General features: G+C 69.6%; 17 protein-coding genes. 13 read left to right on the top strand and 4 right to left on the bottom strand.

Annotation, left to right across the window (positions count from 1 at the left end):
- Positions 1–3,036: DNA-directed RNA polymerase subunit beta' (gene rpoC, locus VIB55_RS21610; protein ID WP_331878745.1), on the top strand; the 3,036-nt coding region annotated here is incomplete at its 5' end.
- A 77-nt stretch (positions 3,037–3,113) separates the two neighbouring features.
- Here the strand turns inward: rpoC and VIB55_RS21605 are convergent.
- The gene (locus tag VIB55_RS21605) at positions 3,114–3,416 is read right to left on the bottom strand and encodes a Txe/YoeB family addiction module toxin (RefSeq protein WP_331878744.1); all 303 of its coding nucleotides are present in this window, start codon (positions 3,414–3,416) and stop codon (positions 3,114–3,116) included.
- A complete protein-coding gene (locus VIB55_RS21600) occupies positions 3,416–3,658 on the bottom strand; it encodes a hypothetical protein (protein WP_331878743.1) in 243 nt (80 codons plus the stop codon). The genes VIB55_RS21605 and VIB55_RS21600 overlap by 1 nt, the downstream gene beginning before the upstream one ends.
- 111 nt (positions 3,659–3,769) lie before the next feature.
- On the opposite strand from VIB55_RS21600, the gene VIB55_RS21595 reads away from it, so the two are divergent.
- From VIB55_RS21595 to VIB55_RS21580, 4 genes are all read left to right on the top strand, one after another.
- The gene (locus VIB55_RS21595) at positions 3,770–5,458 is read left to right on the top strand and encodes a D-aminoacylase (RefSeq protein WP_331878742.1); all 1,689 of its coding nucleotides are present in this window, start codon (positions 3,770–3,772) and stop codon (positions 5,456–5,458) included.
- 494 nt (positions 5,459–5,952) lie between these two features.
- On the top strand, positions 5,953–7,386 hold the full coding sequence (locus tag VIB55_RS21590) for a DNA-3-methyladenine glycosylase 2 family protein (RefSeq protein WP_331878741.1): 1,434 nt from the start codon (positions 5,953–5,955) through the stop codon (positions 7,384–7,386).
- The gene (locus VIB55_RS21585) at positions 7,383–7,880 is read left to right on the top strand and encodes a methylated-DNA--[protein]-cysteine S-methyltransferase (protein WP_331878740.1); all 498 of its coding nucleotides are present in this window, start codon (positions 7,383–7,385) and stop codon (positions 7,878–7,880) included. Before VIB55_RS21590 ends, VIB55_RS21585 begins: the two co-directional genes overlap by 4 nt.
- Entirely contained in the window at positions 7,877–9,331 is a 1,455-nt protein-coding gene (locus tag VIB55_RS21580; RefSeq protein WP_331878739.1) for a pyridoxal phosphate-dependent decarboxylase family protein, read from the top strand. The genes VIB55_RS21585 and VIB55_RS21580 overlap by 4 nt, the downstream gene beginning before the upstream one ends.
- A 104-nt stretch (positions 9,332–9,435) precedes the next feature.
- Here the strand turns inward: VIB55_RS21580 and VIB55_RS21575 are convergent, their stop codons facing one another.
- The gene (locus VIB55_RS21575; protein WP_331878746.1) at positions 9,436–11,079 is read right to left on the bottom strand and encodes an ATP-dependent DNA helicase RecQ; all 1,644 of its coding nucleotides are present in this window, start codon (positions 11,077–11,079) and stop codon (positions 9,436–9,438) included.
- A 275-nt stretch (positions 11,080–11,354) separates the two neighbouring features.
- Between VIB55_RS21575 and VIB55_RS21570 the strand changes: the two genes are divergently transcribed.
- Positions 11,355–12,029, top strand: a complete 675-nt coding sequence (locus VIB55_RS21570) for an OmpA family protein (protein WP_331878738.1) — start codon at positions 11,355–11,357, stop codon at positions 12,027–12,029.
- 305 nt (positions 12,030–12,334) lie between these two features.
- Here the strand turns inward: VIB55_RS21570 and VIB55_RS21565 are convergent, their stop codons facing one another.
- Positions 12,335–13,279 (bottom strand): agmatinase family protein, encoded by a 945-nt coding sequence (locus tag VIB55_RS21565; protein WP_331878737.1) that lies wholly within the window; start codon positions 13,277–13,279, stop codon positions 12,335–12,337.
- A gap of 141 nt (positions 13,280–13,420) precedes the next feature.
- On the opposite strand from VIB55_RS21565, the gene trpS reads away from it, so the two are divergent.
- The 7 genes from trpS to VIB55_RS21530 all read left to right on the top strand — a co-directional run.
- On the top strand, positions 13,421–14,386 hold the full coding sequence (gene trpS, locus VIB55_RS21560) for a tryptophan--tRNA ligase (RefSeq protein ID WP_331878736.1): 966 nt from the start codon (positions 13,421–13,423) through the stop codon (positions 14,384–14,386).
- Between the two features lie 17 nt (positions 14,387–14,403).
- Positions 14,404–14,631 (top strand): hypothetical protein, encoded by a 228-nt coding sequence (locus VIB55_RS21555; protein WP_331878735.1) that lies wholly within the window; start codon positions 14,404–14,406, stop codon positions 14,629–14,631.
- Positions 14,631–15,434, top strand: a complete 804-nt coding sequence (locus tag VIB55_RS21550) for an alpha/beta hydrolase (RefSeq protein ID WP_331878734.1) — start codon at positions 14,631–14,633, stop codon at positions 15,432–15,434. The genes VIB55_RS21555 and VIB55_RS21550 overlap by 1 nt, the downstream gene beginning before the upstream one ends.
- A 98-nt stretch (positions 15,435–15,532) precedes the next feature.
- Positions 15,533–15,898, top strand: coding sequence for a hypothetical protein (locus VIB55_RS21545; protein WP_331878733.1), 366 nt, complete (start codon positions 15,533–15,535; stop codon positions 15,896–15,898).
- Positions 15,899–15,905: 7 nt separating this feature from the next.
- Positions 15,906–16,823 (top strand): 4-hydroxy-tetrahydrodipicolinate synthase, encoded by a 918-nt coding sequence (gene dapA, locus VIB55_RS21540; RefSeq protein WP_331878732.1) that lies wholly within the window; start codon positions 15,906–15,908, stop codon positions 16,821–16,823.
- On the top strand, positions 16,823–17,617 hold the full coding sequence (dapB, locus tag VIB55_RS21535; protein WP_331878731.1) for a 4-hydroxy-tetrahydrodipicolinate reductase: 795 nt from the start codon (positions 16,823–16,825) through the stop codon (positions 17,615–17,617). Before dapA ends, dapB begins: the two co-directional genes overlap by 1 nt.
- Positions 17,618–18,081: 464 nt before the next feature.
- Positions 18,082–18,845, top strand: a 764-nt coding sequence (locus VIB55_RS21530) for an NAD(P)-dependent oxidoreductase (RefSeq protein WP_331878730.1), incomplete at its 3' end; no start/stop codon positions are given.

Here is an 18,845-nt window from a genome sequence, read left to right as displayed (position 1 = left end):
CGCGGCGAGGCCGAGACGGTAAAGCGCGCCAAGAAGATCGTGGAGCGCGACGACCCGCGGGTGTACGAGGTGCTCGAGGACATCATCCGCGACCACCCCGTGCTGCTGAACCGCGCGCCCACGCTGCACCGCCTGGGCATTCAGGCGTTCGAGCCGGTGCTGGTGGAGGGCAAGGCCATCCGCATTCACCCGCTCGTCTGCGCGGCCTTCAACGCCGACTTCGACGGCGACCAGATGGCGGTGCACGTGCCGCTTTCGTTCGAGGCGCAGCTCGAGGCCCGCGTACTGATGCTGTCGTCGAACAATATCCTGCTGCCCAGCAACGGGCGGCCGGTGGCGGCGCCGTCGCAGGACATCGTGATCGGGTGCTACTGGCTGACCAAGGACCAGGCCGACTTCCGCGACAAGGTGGTGGCGGACCAGGCCGAGATCGCCAAGCCGCCGGCCGAGCGCGACCAGTCGGTGGTGCTGCCGCGCTTCGGCTCGGTGGCCGAGGTGGAAATGGCGCTGGCGCACCGCCGCGTGGGCTATCACTCGACGGTGTACTTCTTCACCGACCCGCGCCCCGAGTCCGAGAAGGAGCCGGGCGAGGGGATGGTCAAGGAGTGGGTGCCCACCACCCCCGGGCGCATCATTTTCAACTCGTCGGTTCCGCCCGCGATGGGCTACTGGAACAAGACGATGGGCAAGAAGGAGCAGGGCGACATCATCTTCAGCGCCTACCGGACGGTGGGGCTGGCGACGACGGTGGTGTTCCTGGACAACCTGAAGGCCTTCGGCTTCCGCTACGCCACGCTGGCCGGCGTGTCGGTGGGCATCGAGGACATGAAGATCCCCGGCGAGAAGGACGAGATCCTTCGCGAGGCCGAGGACGATGTGGCCCGCTTCACCCGCGCGTACAACAACGGCGTCATCAGCAACGGCGAGCGGTACAACAAGGTCATCGACACCTGGACGCACGCCAACAACGACGTGGCCGACGCCATGGTGAACCGCCTGGCGGCGGACCGCGGCGGCTTCAACCCGGTGTTCATGATGATGAACTCGGGCGCCCGCGGCTCGCGTGACCAGATGCGCCAGCTGGCCGGCATGCGCGGCCTGATGGCCAAGCCGCAGAAGAAGCTCACGGGCGGCATCGGGGAAATCATCGAGTCGCCGATCAAGTCGAACTTCCGCGAGGGCCTTACGGTGCTGGAGTACTTCATCTCCACGCACGGCGCCCGCAAGGGCCTGGCCGACACGGCGCTGAAGACGGCGGACGCGGGATACCTGACCCGCCGCCTGGTGGACGTGGCCCAGGACGTCACCATCAGCGAAGAGGACTGCGGCACGGTCCTTGGGCTCGAGGTGGCGGCGCTCAAGGAGGGCGAGGACGTGGTGGAGCCGCTGAAGGACCGCATCGTCGGTTCGGTGGCCAACGACGACATCTACGACCCGATCGACGGCGACCTGCTGGTGGCCGCGGGCGAGCTGATCGACGAGGACGCGGCGGACGAGATCGAGCTGGTGGGCATCCAGTCGGTGAAGATCCGCAGCGTGCTCACCTGCGAAAGCCGCCGCGGGCTGTGCGTGAAGTGCTACGGCCGCAACCTGGCCACGATGGGCATCGTGGACCCGGGCGAGGCGGTGGGCATCCTGGCCGCGCAGTCCATCGGCGAGCCGGGCACGCAGCTGACGCTGCGCACCTTCCACATCGGCGGCACGGCGGCCCGCATCGCGGCCACCACCGGGCGCAAGAGCAAGGTCGAGGGCGTGGCCCAGTTCGAGCGCATCGTCACGGTGACGACGCCCGAGGGCGCGCGCATCGTCACCAGCCGCGAAGGCGAGATCATCATGCGGTCGGCCGAGGGGGCCATCCGCAGCCGGCTGGCGGTGCCGTACGGCGCAACCATTTCGGTGGAGGACAGCCAGAAGGTGGCCGTGGGCGACACGCTGTTCGCGTGGGACCCGTACTCCGAGCCCATCGTGGCGGACTTCGGCGGCACCCTGCGTTTCATCGACATCGTCGAGGACGAGTCGGTGCGCGAGGAGCTCGACGAGTCCACCGGGCGCCGACAGATGGTGATCATCGAGGACCGCAGCAAGAAGCTGCACCCGATGATCGAGATCATCGACCCCAACGGCGTGAAGGTGCGCGAGTTCATCGTGCCCGTGGGCGCGCAGCTCACGGTGCGCGACGGCGAGGTCATTCAGCCGGGTGCCGCGCTGGCCAAGCTGGCCCGCGAGGCGTACAAGACCCGCGACATCACCGGCGGCCTGCCGCGCATCGCCGAGCTGTTCGAGGCGCGCAAGCCCAAGGACCCGGCGGTGATCACCGAGGTGGACGGCACCGTGCGCTTCGGCGACATCAAGCGCGGCAAGCGCGAGGTGCTGGTGATCCCGGAGACGGGGAACGAGCGGGTGTACGAGGTGCCGGTGGGCAAGCACCTGCGCGTGCACGAGGGCGACTCGGTGCGCGCCGGCGACCGCCTGTCGGAGGGGCCGGTGAACCCGCACGACATCCTGCGGATCAAGGGGCCGCAGGCCGTGCAGGAGTACCTGCTGAACGAGGTGCAGGAGGTGTATCGCCTGCAGGGCGTGAAGATCAACGACAAGCACATCGGCGTAATCGTGCGCCAGATGCTGCAGAAGGTGCGTATCCTGGAGCCCGGCACCACCGAGTTCCTGGAAGGCGAAACGGTGGACCGCACCGAGTTCGTCGACACCAACACCAAGGTCATGACCAGCGGGGGCACGCCGGCCACGTCGGAGCCGCTGTTGCTGGGCATCACCAAGGCGTCGCTGACCACGCAGTCGTTCATCTCGGCGGCTTCGTTCCAGGAGACCACGCGGGTGCTGACCGACGCCGCCATCCGCGGCGCGCGCGACGACCTGCAGGGGCTGAAGGAGAACATCATCATCGGCCACCTGATCCCGGCCGGTACCGGCATCTACCGGTACGAGGACGTGTCGTTCGGCGCTGACGACGCGCAGGCGGGCGCCCCGGTTGCGCCCGAGGTGGTGGCGGCCAGCGAGACGGCCGTCATCCAGGCCTGATCGCCGGTGGTGAAGTGATGGAGAACGGCCCCGGGCAGCGATGCCCGGGGCCGTTTTCTCTGCTCTCGTGGATACGGTCAGCGATGGTAGTGGTACCGTGCGGTAAGGAACTCGGGTCCGGCGCTTGTCAGTTCGTACACCATTCGATGCTCCTCGGCGATTCTTCGTGACCAGCCGGACCCATACTTCAGAGGCTCGGGCTTGCCGATTCCGGAGTACGGCTCGCGTAGGACATCATCGATCAGGCGCATGACACGGAGCGCAACCCGCGGCTCGCTTCCGATCCAGAACGTGAGGTCCCGGCGAAACGCGTCAAGCAGAATCGCCTTCCGTTCGCGGCTGGCTCGTGCGGGTGGCGGCGCAGTTGGTGGAACACGCATCAGCGGGGTTGGAGAAAGAGCGAAATCTTGGTGTGGCGCGGTACGGGGAGCGGATCGCCAAAGATGCGGCGAGCTTCCTCGCCTTCCTTGATCAGCCATGCGAGGAATTCTGGTGCCTCGCGCGCCAGGAAGCACCCGTAGTTTTCCTGGGGAACGTGGCGGCGGATCCCGAACGACATCTGGGGTGCCATGCGGGCGCGTGTGGGGGCAGCGATCACTTTCTTTTTCCCTTGCTCGTCCACAGGTTACCCCCAACGGTGCACGGTTCTGCTGTTGCTGTCAAGAGCGTCCAGTACCCGCCACGGCACGGACGCGCCACACCGTCGTGCCTGTCTTCCATCTTACCGCGTGCCATGAAGATACAGCAACGTTCGCTCCTGCTGGCCGCGCTCGCCGCCGCCGTTTCCGCCTGCACCGGGACGGCGCCCGTTGCGGCTCCCGGGCCGAGCGCCGCGGCGCCCTACGACGTGCTGATCCGCAACGGGTTGATCGTCGACGGCACGGGAAGTCCGTGGTACCGGGGCGACGTGGCGCTGCGGGGCGACCGCATCGCGGCGGTGGGGCAGCTGCGAGCGGCGCAGGCGCGCGACACCATCGACGCCACTGGGCTCGTCGTCTCGCCCGGGTGGATCGACATGCTGGGGCACAGCGAGTACCCCCTGCTTCGCGATGGGCGCGCCATCAGCAAGATCATGCAGGGGATCACCAGCGAAATTACGGGCGAGGTGACCAGCGTGGTCCCGGTGAACGCCAACACGCTTCGCGAGCTGGGGCGCGACTCGGTGCCCTGGAGCGACCTGGACGGCTACTTCGCCGCGCTGGAGCAGGCACGCCCGGCCATCAACCTGGGGACGTTCGTCACCGTGGGCTCGGTGCGGCGCTACGCGATGGGGGACGCGAACCGGGCGCCGACCGCGGCGGAGCTGGACACCATGCGCGCGCATGTCGCAGCCGCGATGGAGGACGGCGCCATGGGGCTCTCGTCCGGGCTGATCTACACGCCCGCCTCGTTCGCGACCACGGAGGAGGTGATCGAGCTGAACAAGGTGGCGGCGCGGTATGGCGGCGGGTACGCGTCGCACATCCGCTCGGAAGGCGATCGCCTGGTGGAGGCGGTGAACGAGGCCATCCGCATCGGCGAGGAGGGCGGCAACTGGGTGCAGATCCATCACCTGAAGGCGTCTGGCCGGGCGAACTGGGGGAAGATGGTGCCGGCCGTGGCGGCCATCGAGGCGGCCCGCGCCCGCGGCGTAGACGTGACGGCGGACCAGTATCCGTACCCCGCCAGCGGCACCGGCCTGGACGCCACCATCCCCAACTGGGCGCACGCGGGCGGCACCGACTCGCTGCTGGCCCGCCTGGCCGATCCCACGACCCGTGCCCGTCTGCGCGAAGAGCTGACCGGCGGCGGCACCGACTGGCGTATCGGCACCTCCGCGGGCGGGCCGTCGGGAGTGATGATCGCGGGGGTGAGCACCGACAGCCTGCGGCGCTACCAGGGGATGCGGCTGAGCGAGGTGGCGGAGGCGCGCGGGCAGGAGGTGGTGGACGCGCTGTTCGACATCCTCCTGGCGGACCGGGCGAACACGTCGGCGATCTACTTTTCGATGTCCGAGGAGGACATCGAGTATGGAATGCGCCAGCCGTGGATGATGGTGGGGATCGACGCGGGTGCGCGGGCCGCGGACAGCACGGTGACTGGCAAGCCGCATCCGCGTGCGTACGGCTCGTTCCCTCGCATCCTCTGCCGGTACGTGCGCGAGCGGAACGTGATCACGCTGCCGGACGCGATCCGCCGCTTCACCTCGCTCCCGGCGGCGCGCGTGGGGCTGGATGACCGCGGGGTGCTGAAGGAGGGGATGTTCGCGGACCTGACCATCTTCGATCCCAACACCGTCTGCGACCGCGCGACGTTCGAGGTTCCGGTGCAGACGAGCGTGGGGATCGTGCACGTGATCGTGAACGGCGTGCCCGTGGTTCGTGGTGGCGCCGTGACGGGCGAGCGGCCGGGGCGGGCGCTGCGGCGGGCGGGGGCACGGTAGGCTGAATAGAATCGGCGTCCTTCGGGCTGAGCCGGATTAGCTGGATCGGGCTCAATCCTCGGGCGCCCCCCATCCCCAACCCGTCCCCCGCAAACTGCGCGGGGGAAGGGAGCCAGTTTCGTGAGCGCGGCTGCTGCAGGTGTTTGGGGCCGGCCGGGACCCTTGGCGGGAATTGAAGCGTTTCGATAGGGGGCGTGCAGTCCCCGGCTGCCCTCTGCCCCCGGCCCCCTCTCCCGCAAGCGGGAGAGGGGGAGAATTCGAGCGCGCTCCGGCTGTTTGGGGCGCGCACAAAATTGTCCCGCCCAGTCCGCGCAGGCGGACTTCGTGACTTTCCAGCTGCGGTTTTAACCGCCGGAGATCGGGTTGGGGGTTCGCACAGTACCCTTGCCGCGATGCGCTCGTGAATGTGCGCCGGTGAACCCACCAATCCCGAATTCCAACGGCGAGATCCGGACGACGGATCGCGCGGGGCGGTGTATCATCCTGCCATGATCATGACGCACGAGGACATGCTGGAGCGGTTCTACGCTCGCGACCACGACAGCAACGGCCGGTTCATCACCGGCGTGCTGACGACGGGCATCTACTGCCTTCCGTCGTGCACCGCGCGCAAGCCGCTGCCGCAGAACGTGCGCTTCTTCAACACGCTGGACGAGGCGCGCTCCGCCGGCCTGCGCCCGTGCCGCCGCTGCAGGCCCGACAACTTCTACGACCACTACGATCCGGACCTGCACCTGCTGGAAACGCTCGCCGCCGACCTCCGGCGCCGCCCGGGGGACTTCGCGGACGCGGCGGCGCTCGTCTCCGCGTCCGGCATCGGCGCGACCAAGCTGAACGCGCTGTTCCGCAGGCACTTTCACCTGAGCCCGGCCGCGTTCCTGGCCCGCGAACGGGTGGATGCCGCGTGCGGCGCCCTGGCGGACGGGCGGTCCATCAGCGACGCGGCGTACATGGCGGGGTTCGAGAGCCTGTCCGCCTTCCACGAGAACTTCCGCCGGCAGACGGGGCTTACGCCGGGCGACTACCGTGCGCTCGGCTCGTCGGCGGAGTTCTCGATCGCGCTGCCGCCTGGGTTCCGCACCGACGTGGTGCTGCGGTCGCATGGGCGCGATCCGGACAGCGTGCTGGAGCGGGTGGAGGGCGACGGACTCGTGAAGGGATTGGTGCTGGGCGATGCGCCCGTCCTCCTGCACCTGCGGTTCGGCGATGACGTGGTGCGGTGCCGGGTCGACGGGCTCGACCGACCCGGGGCGGGGGAGATGCGGGCGGCTCATGCGGCTGCGGTCCGGCTGCTCGGGCTTGCGGGCGATCCGTCCGGCTTCGAGCGGCTGGTGGCGCGCCGGGCGGACCTGGCGCGGCTGGTCGAGGGGCGGCGCGGGCTGCGCATTCCGCAGGCGGCGGATGCGTGGGAGTGCCTGGTGTGGACCATCGTCGGGCAGCAGGTGAACCTGCCGTTCGCCTATGCGCTGCGGACCGTGGTCGCCGAGCTGGCCGGCACGCCGGTGGGTACCGGTCTCCGCGCGCATCCCACGCCCGAAGCCGTCGCCCAGCTGGACTACGCTGACCTGACCGCCCGCCGCTTCTCGCGTCGCAAGGCGGAGTACGTGATCGACACGGCGCGGCTGATCGCCGGGGGCGGGCTGCGCCTGGAAGGCGCGGAGCGCGAGATGGCGACCACGCTGGAGCGGCGCCTGCTGGATGTCCGCGGGCTGGGGCCCTGGTCCGTGCGCTACCTGATGATGCGCGGCTTCGGCTTCGCGGACTGCGTGGCGGTGGGGGACGCGGGCCTTTCCGCCGCCCTGACCCGCTTCTTTTCCCTCGATCATCGGCCGGGCGGGGCGGAGATGGAGGAGCTCATGGCGCCCTTCGCCCCCTTCCGCAGCCTCGCGACCTTTCACCTCTGGGCCAGCCTGGGAGACCCGCAATGACCACGTACGCATCGTCCATCGACACGCCCGTAGGCCCGCTCACCGCCGTCGTCGACGAAAGCGGCGCGCTCACTCACCTGCTGTTCGCGCACCAGGCCGCGCCCGCGGATGCAGCGTGGAGCGCGGAACGGTGCGCGCCGGTGGCGGCCCAGGTGCGGGAGTACTTCGCGGGTGAGCGGAGCGAGTTCGATCTTCCGCTCGCGCCGGCGGGATCGGCGTTTCAGCAGCAGGTGTGGCGGGAGCTGCGCGGCATCGGCTTTGGGGAAACGGCGGGGTACGGCGAACTGGCGTCGCGTTTGGGGCGCGCGGGGAGCGCGCGCGCCGTCGGCCGGGCGAACGCCACGAACCCCATTCCCATCGTCATTCCCTGCCACCGCGTGGTGGGCGCGGACGGCAGTCTGACGGGGTATGCGGGCGGCTTGCTTGCCAAGCGCCTGCTCCTGGCGCTGGAATCACGCCCGTTCGCGGGCACGTTGCCTTCGGAAAGATCATGATGCACGGCGAGGAGGAAACGCTGGATCCGGCGGATTGGGGCGAGTTCCGCGAGCTGGCGCACCGGATGGTGGACGACACCGTAGAACATCTTTCAACACTGCGCGGGCGCACGCCCTGGCAGGCGATGCCAGAGAGCGTTCGCGCCGGGTTCGACGAGCCGCTGCCGCACGGTGGGGAAGGCTGCCAGGCCGTGTACGACCAGTTCCGCGAACGCATCCTGCCGTACCCCAGCGGCAACCTGCACCCGCGCTTCTGGGGCTGGGTGCACGGAACGGGCACACCGCTGGCAATGATGTCCGAGATGCTGGCCGCGGCCATGAACCCGCACATGGCTGGCTTCAACCAGGCCCCCGCCCTGGTGGAGCACCAGGTCGTCCGTTGGCTCGCCCAGTTGATGGGCTTTCCCGTCGACGCGGGCGGCGTCCTCGTCGCCGGCGGCACGATGGCCAACCTGCTGGGCCTTGCCGTCGCGCGGCAGGCGCGCGCCGGGTGGGATGTCCGGGAGGACGGCGTGCAGGGCGGTCCGCAACTGCGGGTGTATGGCTCGTCAGAAACCCACGGATGGGCACGTAAGGCAGTGGAGCTGATGGGATTGGGCCGCCGCGCCCTCCGCTCGGTTCCGGTGGACGATCTCGATCGTATCGACCTGGATGCATTGGCCGCCGCCGTGGCCGGGGACCGCGCCGCGGGGCATCACCCCATCTGCGTGATTGGCACGGCGGGTTCGGTGAACACCGGTGCCTCGGATGACTTGGCCGCGCTGGCGGACTTCTGCCGGGACGAAGGGCTGTGGTTCCACGTGGATGGCGCGTTCGGCGCGTGGGCGTACACCTCCGATGCCCTTCGGCCGCGGGTGGCGGGCATGCAGCGGGCAGATTCACTCGGCTTCGACCTGCACAAATGGGGGTACCTGCCGTTCGAATGCGCCTGCATCCTGGTGCGGGACGCGGAGATGCACCGGTCCGCATTCGCCACCACGGCGCCGTACCTGACGCAGACGGACCGCGGTGTGATCGCGGGCGGGCTGCCGTTCGCGGACCGCGGCATCGACCTGACGCGCAGCTTCAAGGCGCTCAAAGTGTGGATGAGCTTCAAGGCCCACGGCGTAGACGCCATCGTGCGCCTGGTGGAGCAGAACGTGGCGCAGGCGCGTTACCTTGCGGCGCGGGTGGAGTCAACTCCGGAACTGGAGCTGCTGATGCCGGTGCAGCTGAACGTGGTCTGTTTTCGCTATGCGCCCGCCGGCGTGCCGGAGGCGGAGCGCAACGGGGTGAATCAGGAGATCCTGCTGCGGTTGCAGGAGGACGGGATCGCGGTGCCGTCCGGCACGATGGTGCGGGGCCGTTACGCCATCCGTGCCGCCATCGTGAACCATCGGAGCCGCCGCGACGACTTCGACGTGCTGGTGGACGAGGTGCGGCGGATCGGGCGCGAGCTGACCGGGGACTGACGCGCCCGCCTCCTGATCACACAGAGGACGCGGAGAACGCAGAGGAACGGCGGACGCCCTCCGCAGTTCTCCGCGGCCTCCGCGCCTCCGCGTGAGAATGGCTTTTACTCGATGCGGGTGAGGAAGTCGAGCCGGATCATCCGCGTGCCGTGGCCGGCGAAGTCCACCTCGGCCTTTTCGCCTGAGAGCGCCAGGACCAGGCCCTCGCCGTACGTGTCGTGGCGTACCTCGTCTCCCGGTCCGAGCATCTCCTCCGCGGGTTCCGGCGTAGAGATGTCGGAAAAGTCGAAGCCCTCGGGCGTTGCCTCGCGCTTGGCGGACGTGCCGTTCGCCTTGCCAAGCGCATCGTTGTCGCAGTGCCCGCACGTCCAGTCGTCCGCACGCTCCTCGCCGAAGTAGTCCAGGATCATCTTCGTGCGGCAATGCGCCGTGCGGCAGTACCGTACCATCTGCTCCAGCTTCTTGCGGTCCGTCTCGCGCCGCTGCTCGTAGTCCAGCAGCTCCTGGCTGAGGTCGGCCGCGGCCACGTCGGGCACCAGGCGCTCCCACACGCCGCCGCGGTGCTCGCGCATCATCCCGTGCCGCTTGAGCAGCGTAAGGACGATGCGCGCCTTGCGACGCGCCACCTCGGCCATTTCCGCGATCTCGTCCAGCGGGCGCTTTTCCTCCATCGGCATGCGGTTGACGATGCGCGCCACCGAGATGGCCTCGTCCAGGTCGGGATACTTGCCGCCCAGGAAGTAGCCCTGCACGCCCTTGTCTTCTTCGCGATACAGGATCACGCAGCGCGAGGGCTGGCCGTCGCGCCCGGCCCGCCCGGCTTCCTGGTAGTACGATTCGATGGAGCCGGTGAAGTGGTAGTGCACGATGAAGCGAATGTCGCGCTTGTCGATGCCCAGCCCGAAGGCGTTCGTCGCCACCACCGCCTTCACCTGGCCGCCCATGAAGCGGTCCTGCGCCTCGTGGCGCTCCTTTGCGCCCAGCTTGCCGTGGTACAGCGCCAGGTCGTGCTTGCGGCCGAACTCCTCGTAGATGCGCTCGGCCTCCTTGACCGTCGCCACGTAGACGATCCCCGTTCCCTCGGCCCGCCGGAGGATCTGCTCCAGCGCGGCGTCCTTTTCCGACTCGTTGACGGTCGGCTGCACTTCCAGGAACAGGTTGGGGCGCATCAGCTCGCCCACCCAGGTGAACGGGTCGCGCATCTTCAGCTGCCGCGCGATGTCGTCGCGCACCTCCGGCGACGCGGTGGCGGTCAGCGCCATCACCGGCGGGCGGCCCAGGCGCTCGGCGATGGCGCCCAGCATCATGTAGTCCGGCCGGAAGTCGTGCCCCCACTGGCTGACGCAGTGCGCCTCGTCCACCACGAACAGCGAGATCTCGCGCTCCATCAGCACTTCGAAGAACTCGCGGTCGCGAAAGCGCTCGGGTGTCAGGTACAGGATCTTCCCCTCGCCGCCCTCCACCGCCGCCTCCGCCGCCCGCTTGTCCGCCGTGGACTGCGCCGAGTTGATGGTCCACGCGTCCACACCCAGTTCGTCGAGCTTGTCCGTCTGGTCCTTCATCAGCGCGATCAGCGGGCTGACCACGATGGTGAGCCCGGGCAGCATCAGCGCCGGAAGCTGGTAGATCAGCGACTTGCCCGCGCCCGTGGGCAGCACGACAAGCGCGTCGCGCCCGTCCAGCACGGCGCGAATCGTCTCTTCCTGCCCGGGGCGGAACTCCGAAAGCTCGAAGTCGCGCGCAAGCACGTCTTCCAACCGGCGCGTGCTGGTCGTTGTAGAGGTCGCCAAGTCGTTGTGGTGTCTTATGTTGAGGACGATCGGGCGGCTGTCGGCAGCGCAAGGGTCGGACCACTTTGCGAGTGCTGGCGGCTCATGATGGCAGGATTTTCCAGTGCCTGCGCCGTTTCGCGCGGTGACGTCGCGGAGACAGCCCCTTCGGGCACCGTGCTTGCAAATGGGGATGGCACGCTCGCCTTCTAGGCCGAGTGGCAGGACTGGAATCACACGTTGAGGAGACGGACATGACCAAGTTCAAGCGTTCTCTTACGGTTGCGCTCGCCGTGACCACACTGGGCACGTCGGCCGGGTGCGCGTCGATGAACAACACCGAGCGCGGCGCGGCGGCGGGTGCCGGCGCGGGCGGCGCCATCGGCGCGGTGATTGGGCGGCAGTCGGGCAACACGGCCCGCGGCGCCATCATCGGCGCGGTGCTGGGCGGCGCGGCGGGCGCGGTGATCGGGCGGCGGATGGACCGCCAGGCGGCGGAGCTGGACAACTCGCTCGAGGGCGCGGAGGTCGAGCGCGTGGGCGAGGGCATCGCGGTGACCTTCGAGTCGGGCGTGCTGTACCCGTTCGACAGCGACCAGGTGCTGCCCGCGGGCCGCGAGAACCTGCGCCGCCTGGCCACGAGCCTGCGCAACTATCCGGGCACGGAAGTGCTGATCGTGGGTCACACCGACGCGCAGGGCGCCGACGACTACAACATGCGCCTGTCGTACCGCCGCGCCGAGGCTGCGCGCCAGTTCCTGATCGCGCAGGGCATTCCGGCGGGTGACGTTCGCGTGGAAGGCCGCGGCGAGTCGGAGCCGGTGGCCGACAACAGCACCGAGTCGGGCCGCGCGCAGAACCGCCGCGTGGAGGTCGCGATCTTCGCGAGCGAGGAGTACCGCCAGCAGGTGCTGCAGCAGAACCAGTAAGCTCCTGGTTGCACGCTGCAGGGAGTGAGTCGCCCCGGTCGCCTTCATGGCGCCGGGGCGACTCGGCGTTTGGGGATTGGGCGCGAGCGGTTCTTCGACGCTGCCGCGCCCGGGTTTCGTGCTGGGGGAGAGTAGATCCTTCGGCGCGCGAGGTGTCGTGTGAGGGTTGGTGCGGCGCGCCTGCGCCTCAGGACGACAAACGTTTGCGCGCTCGACGCTTGGGATCGCCTCGGTGAGAGCCGGAGCGCGTCCAGTTCCACCAATGCGGTGCGGGGCACCCGGCCTTCGCGGTCGCGTGGCTCCGGTCAGGGGCGTGCGGCGAGGATTTCCAGCAGCAGGCGCGCGGCCAGCTTGGCGGTGCGCCCGTCCTGGTCGTACGGCGGCGACGTTTCCATGATGTCGGCGCCGATCAGCCGCGGGTCGGTGCACGCGGTGCGGACGATCTCGATCATCTCGCGCGCCGTCAGCCCGCCGATGCCCGCCGCGCTCACCCCGGGCGCGAAGGCGGCGTCGCAGGCATCCATGTCGATGCTCAGGTACAGCGCGTTCGCCCCGCTGGTGGCGCGGTAGAGCGCGGCCTTCGCGACCTTGGTGGCGCCGTGCGTCTCTACCTCGTCCATCGTCGTCAGGTGGATGCCCCGTCCGGCGGCGAAGTCCAGGTAGTACTGCGAGTTGGCGAACCGGCGGATGCCGATCATCGCCACGCGCGCACCTTCCACGATGCCCGTCTCAAGCGCCCGCCGGAACGGGGTGCCGCTGGAAAGGTGGGCCTCGTCGTCGTACTCGCGCACGTCCAGGTGCGCGTCCAGGGTCATCAGGGCCAGCGCGATGTCCGGGCGCGCGGCGGCGAGGCCGCGGATGATCGATCCCGTACACCCGTGGTCTCCGCCCAGGAAGACGGGGCGCGCGCCGGACGCGAACACCTGGCGCGCGGCTTCCTCGATCGCCCGGTGCGCATCCGCGCCGTTCATCGTGGGGACGGAGACGTCGCCCAGGTCGATGGCGGGTGTGACGTGCCGCTCCCCATCGAACGTGCCGAAGGAGGACAGCGCCTCACGGATGGCCCTGGGCCCAAAACGGGCGCCGGGGCGGGACGGGATGCCGCCGTCATACGGAACGCCGACGACGATCGCGCGGCCCTCCATCGCCTCCTGGCCGTCCCACGGGCGCAGCAGCGTGGGCGCACGGGGGTCGCGCGGGTCGGGCGCGGCGCGCAGGCCGGCGAGCGGATCGGGCGTGGTGTTGGGCACGGGATGCGGGGCGCGGGTTGCTTGCCTGCGGAACGGCGAGGGGACAGGTTAGTGCTGGGGGAGGGAATAGGGAATAGGGAATGGGGCACAGGGCATGGAACGACGCACCCCGCGCCCCGGCACATCAATCGATCGCGAGCAATGCGCATTCTAACGGGGCTTCAGCCTTCGGGCATCCTTCACATCGGCAACTACTTCGGCGCCATCAAACCCGTCCTGGACCTGCAGGGTCGCGGCGAAGTGTTCCTGTTCCTGGCGGATCTTCACGCTCTCACGTCGCTCACGAACGCCGACGCGCTGCGCGAGAACGTGCGCACCGCGGCGGTGGACCTGCTTGCGTGCGGGCTGGACCCCGAGCGCACGACCATGTGGCGCCAGTCGGACGTGACGTACCACGCGGAGCTGATGTGGATTCTTTCCACCGTCACGCCGATGGGGCTGATGGAGCGCATGGTGGCGTACAAGGACAAGGTGCAGCGCGGCATTCCTGCCGGTGTGGGGCTGTTCACCTACCCCATCCTGCAGGCCGCCGACATCCTGGCATACGACGCCGACCGCGTTCCCGTCGGCAAGGACCAGAAGCAGCACCTGGAGGCCACGCGCGACATCGCCGTCAAGATCAACGAGGCGTTCGGCGAGGGCACGCTGAAGCTGCCGGAGCCGCAGATCGCCGAGGACGTCGCGGTCGTGCCGGGGCTGGACGGGCAGAAGATGAGCAAGAGCTACGGCAACACCATCGACATCTTCATGCCCGAAAAGGCGCTGCGGAAGCGGGTGATGCAGATCGTCACCGACTCCACGCCGCTGGAAGATCCCAAGGACCCGGACGCGTCCACCATCGTCGCGTTGTACCGCCTGTTCGCCACGGCGGAGCAGGTGCAGCAGATGAAGGACGAGTTCCGCGCCGGCGGCGTGGGCTACGGGCACTTCAAGCAGCGGCTGTTCGAAGCGATCTGGGAGTTCTACGCACCCATGCGCCAGCGCCGCGAGGAGATCCTGGCCCGTCCCGGCTACGTGGACGAGGTGCTGGCCGAGGGCGCACGGCGTGCCCGCGAAGTGGCGGGTCCCGTCGTGGAGCGCGTGTGGAATGCCGTCGGGCTGCGCTGACGGGGCGGATGCAAGCAATGGCGCGATCACGGCGCGGGTGGATCATCGCGGGGGTGGTGATCGCCGTCTACTGCGTCGCTTACGTGGGATTCCGTGTATCGCGCACGGAGGTGTGGGAGCGCGACGGCGAGGCGTACGTCATCTACCCCGCCGGCGCGACGGCGCTCTATTACCTCTTCCGCCCCCTCTCGTACGCCGACGCGGCGCTCACCGGCACGCAGACCCACGTGGGGCCGCACCGCTGATGGACGCTGCCGGTCCGGCGTTCCTGACCATCGGCGGCGTGCGGCTGGAGTACCGGTGGATCGGCCCGGGGCCGCGCGAGGCGCCCACGATCGTGTTCCTGCACGAGGGACTGGGATCGGTCTCCACCTGGCGCGACTTTCCGATGCGGCTGGCGGAGGCGACGGGATGCGGGGCGCTGGTCTACTCCCGTGCGGGCTACGGCCGGTCCGATCCGGTCGAGCTGCCGCGGCCCGTGGACTTCATGCACCGCGAGGCGGAGGTGCTGGATGCGGTGCTTCGTGCAGCGAACGTGCGGCGGGCCGTCCTCTTCGGCCACAGCGACGGCGCGTCCATCGCCCTGATCCATGCGGCGAGCCATCCATCGGCCCTCGTCGCCGGGCTGGTGCTGGAGGCGCCGCACGTGTTCGTGGAAGACGTCAGCGTCCGGAGCATCGCACGGATTGGGGATGTGTATCGGTCAACGGATTTGCGCGAGCGGCTGGCCCGCCATCACCAGCATGTGGACGTGGCGTTCGGGGGATGGAACGGCGTGTGGCTGGATCCGGAGTTCCGCGCGTGGAACATCGAACCCCTGCTTCCGTCCATCCGCATTCCTGCGCTGGTCATCCAGGGCGACGCCGACGAGTACGGCACGTGGGCGCAGGTGGAATCCATCCAGCGCCAGTCCGGCGGTTCCGTCGACGTGCTGCGCATCGCGGATTGCGGGCATGCGCCGCACGTGCAGCATCCGGACGCGGTGATCGCCGAGGCCGTGCGGTTCGTCCACGAACTCCTTCCGGCACCGCCGCCGGATCCTGCCTGAGCCCATCTGCTTGCCTCTCCCGCTCGAGCCGGGAGCGCGCCAGCCCGGTACACGTTGTGCACCCTCGCGCCGGACCCGATATCCACCGAGGAGAAACGATGTCCGATTCCAACCCGACCAATACCGAGGGGCGCTACGATTCCGGCACCGACGCCGGCCCTGCCCAGTACGCCGGCGCCACCGACCAGCCACGCGACAACCCCGCCGGCGACACGCCCCGCGGAACCACCGTGCTGACGCTGGTTTGCGAAACGTGCGGCAAGGACTACTTCTTCGAGAACGAGCAGCCCGCCGAGGGGATGGCCTGCGCAAAGTGCGGCGGCACCGTGTTCCGCTCGTTCCACGACAACGTGGGCGACGAGGCGGCCGACGACTTCCGCGACAGCACCGAGCGCGACCTGGACCCGGATGATGCCGAGGGCGACGTGCTGCCGGGCGACATCATGGACCTCAACAACATCTGACATCCGGATGACGGAATCCACCGGAAGAAGCCTGTTCACCGGGTCGGGCGTGGCGCTGGTCACGCCCTTCGGCGCGGATGGGGCCGTGAACGAGGCCGTGCTGCGCGAACTCGTGCGCTTTCACCTGCGCGAAGGCACCGACGCGCTGATCGTGAACGGCAGCACCGGCGAGGCGACGGCGATGTCCGTCGACGAGCAGCGCCGGTCCGTGGAAGTGGTGATGGACGAGGTGCGCGCGGGCGACCGGCGCATTCCGGTGATCGCCGGCTGCGGCGGCAGCGACACGGCCGTCGTGGCGCGCATCGCCGCCAACGCCCGCGATGCCGGGGCCGACGGCCTGCTCGTGGCCCCGCCGCCGTACAACAAGCCGCCGCAGCGCGGGATCGCCGCGCACTTCCGCAAGGTGATGGACGCGGGCGACCTGCCGACCATCGCCTACAACGTTCCCGGCCGCACCGCCTGCAACCTGCTGCCGGAGACGGTGGAGGAGCTGGCGGGTGACGAGCGGCTGGTGGGTGTCAAGGAGGCCAGCGGCGACATCAGCCAGGTGGCGGAGCTCGCGCGGCGGGTGGCGGACCGCATTGCCCTGTACAGCGGCAACGACGACCAGGTGGTGCCGCTGATGTCGCTGGGCGGCAAGGGGGTGATCTCCGTGCTCGCCAACGTGGCCCCGCGCGACACCTCGCGGATGGCGAAGGCGTTCCTGGAGGGCAACCCCGCCGAGGCGTGCGCCATCCAGCTCCGTTTCCTGCCGCTGATCGCGGCGCTCTTCCGCGAATCCAACCCCATGCCGGTGAAGGCGGGCGTGGGGATGCTGGGCTTCGACGTGGGCGATCCGCGGCTTCCCCTCGTCCCGCCGTCCGACGCGGTGCTCAAGGAGCTGGAGGGGGCGATGCGAGGCCTGGGGCTGCTGGAGGGCCGCTGATGGCGGATGCGGTGCGTGTGGTGCTCAGCGGCGCGACGGGGCGGATGGGAACCACGCTCGCGCGGCTGATGGCGGAGGATGGCGGGATGCGGCTGGTGGGCGGGATAGGACGGGTGCCGGAAAGCGGGTGCGACATCGGGTGCCCGGTGGTGGCGACGCCCGAGACGGCCGGCGCGTGGATGCGCGACGCCGACGTGGTGATCGACTTCTCGTCGCCCGAGCTGCTGCGGCGGTTGCTGCAGATGCATGGCGACGCGCTGGACCGCGTGGCGCTCGTCGTCGGCACCACGGGGCTGACGCCGGAGGAGCAGGCGCTGCTCACGCGGCAGGCCCAGCGGTCGCCCGTGTTGCAGGCGGCCAACTTCAGCGTAGGTGTGAACCTGCTTCTCGCCCTCGCCGAGCGCGCGGCCTCCGTCCTGGGCGACGACTACGACGTGGAGATCGTGGAGGCGCACCACCGCCGCAAGGTAGATGCGCCCAGCGGCACCGCGCTCGCCCTGGGCGAGTCCGTCGCGCTCGGCCGGCGCGTGGCGCTGAACGAAGTGCGCGTGGATGGCCGCGGCGGGCGCCCGGGCGAGCGGCCGCGGGGCGAGGTAGGCTTTCACGCCCTCCGCGGCGGCGACATCGTGGGCGAGCACTCGGTGATGTTCATCGGCGAGCGCGAGCGCATCGAACTGGGGCACGTGGCCCAGGACCGCGCCCTCTTCGCCGAAGGCGCCCTGCGCGCCGCCCGCTGGCTCGCCGGCCGCGAGCCCGGCGCCTACTCCATGCGCGACGTCCTGGGCCTCGACTAATCAGCGAACACGAGCGGCTTTGTCATCCCGACGGAGCGGCCAAGCCCAAGCCGAGCGGCACCGTCGACCGCAGCGACCGAGGGATCCGCCACCCAGTGATCGAAGCGCGCCGAGAACGCGGCGTGCACCCCTCCAAGAGCGGGCGCGGCCGGGCTTGCACCAGAGCATGGGCGCGCACGACGACCAGAGCCACACGAAAGCGTGCAGTCCGCGCAGGCGGACATCGTGTGTTTGTTGCAGCGAATTCATTCGCCCGAGCAGGGGCGGTGCCGCCTCTGCCCGGCGGCATCACGCGGAGTGTGTGGCGGATCCTTCAGTCGCTGCCGTCTTTGGTGTTCGGGCGGGTTGGGCGTGGCCGCTCCTTCAGGATGACATCGTGAGCGTGCTGGTTCTGTTGACCCCGATGGACGCCGGAGCCATGTTCCGGCGTCCCTTGCGTTTACGCCGAATTCACCTGATCCGCCGTGCCTGAAACAAACCCGCGCCGCCTCGTCGTACACCTTCGTGAGCAGCGGCCTCTGTACTCCATCCCCGACTGGGCGCTGGACGAAATCCGCGCCGAGGTGCCGGACGGGTGGGAGGTCGTCGCCGTGGACGAGCCCGGGGACGGGCGGGGCGACGGCGGAGCGGATTCGGCGGAGGCGCTGCAGGCGGTGCGCGGGGCCGAGATCTACCTGGGTTTCGGCGTGCCGGCGCCGCTCTTCGAGGCAGCAACGGCGCCGCCCGAGGGCCGGCTCCGCTGGGCGCACAGCGCATCCGCGGGAGTGGGCGCCTCGCTGCACGCGGCCATGCGGGAGTCGGACGTGGTGCTGACGAACGCGGCCGGCATCTACGCCGAACCGATGGCCGATACGGTGCTGGCGATGATCCTCCATTTCGCCCGCGGTTTGGACGTCGCCGTCCGGGCCCAGGCAGAGCGCCGGTGGAACAAGGAGCCGTTCGAAGGCGCGGACCCGGTCGGCCGCGAGCTGGCGGAGCAGACGGTGGGAATCGTGGGGCTGGGCGGCATTGGGCGGGCGGTGGCACGGCGCGCCGTGGCCTTGGGGATGACCACGCTCGCCACGCGGCGCAGCGGTACGGAGGGACCCGAGGGGGTGGAGGTTTTTTCCGGAGAAGGCGCGCTGGACCGGGTGCTCCCCCGCGCCGACTACCTGGTGCTCTGCGTTCCGCAGACGGAGGAAACGCGCGGCCTGGTCGGCGCGCGGGAGCTGGAGATGCTCCCGGAAGG

It is taken from the genome of Longimicrobium sp. (assembly GCF_036554565.1).
Lineage (GTDB): Bacteria > Gemmatimonadota > Gemmatimonadetes > Longimicrobiales > Longimicrobiaceae > Longimicrobium.
Note: the sequence above shows the minus strand (reverse complement) of the source record. Positions and strands in the feature narration are given on the sequence as shown.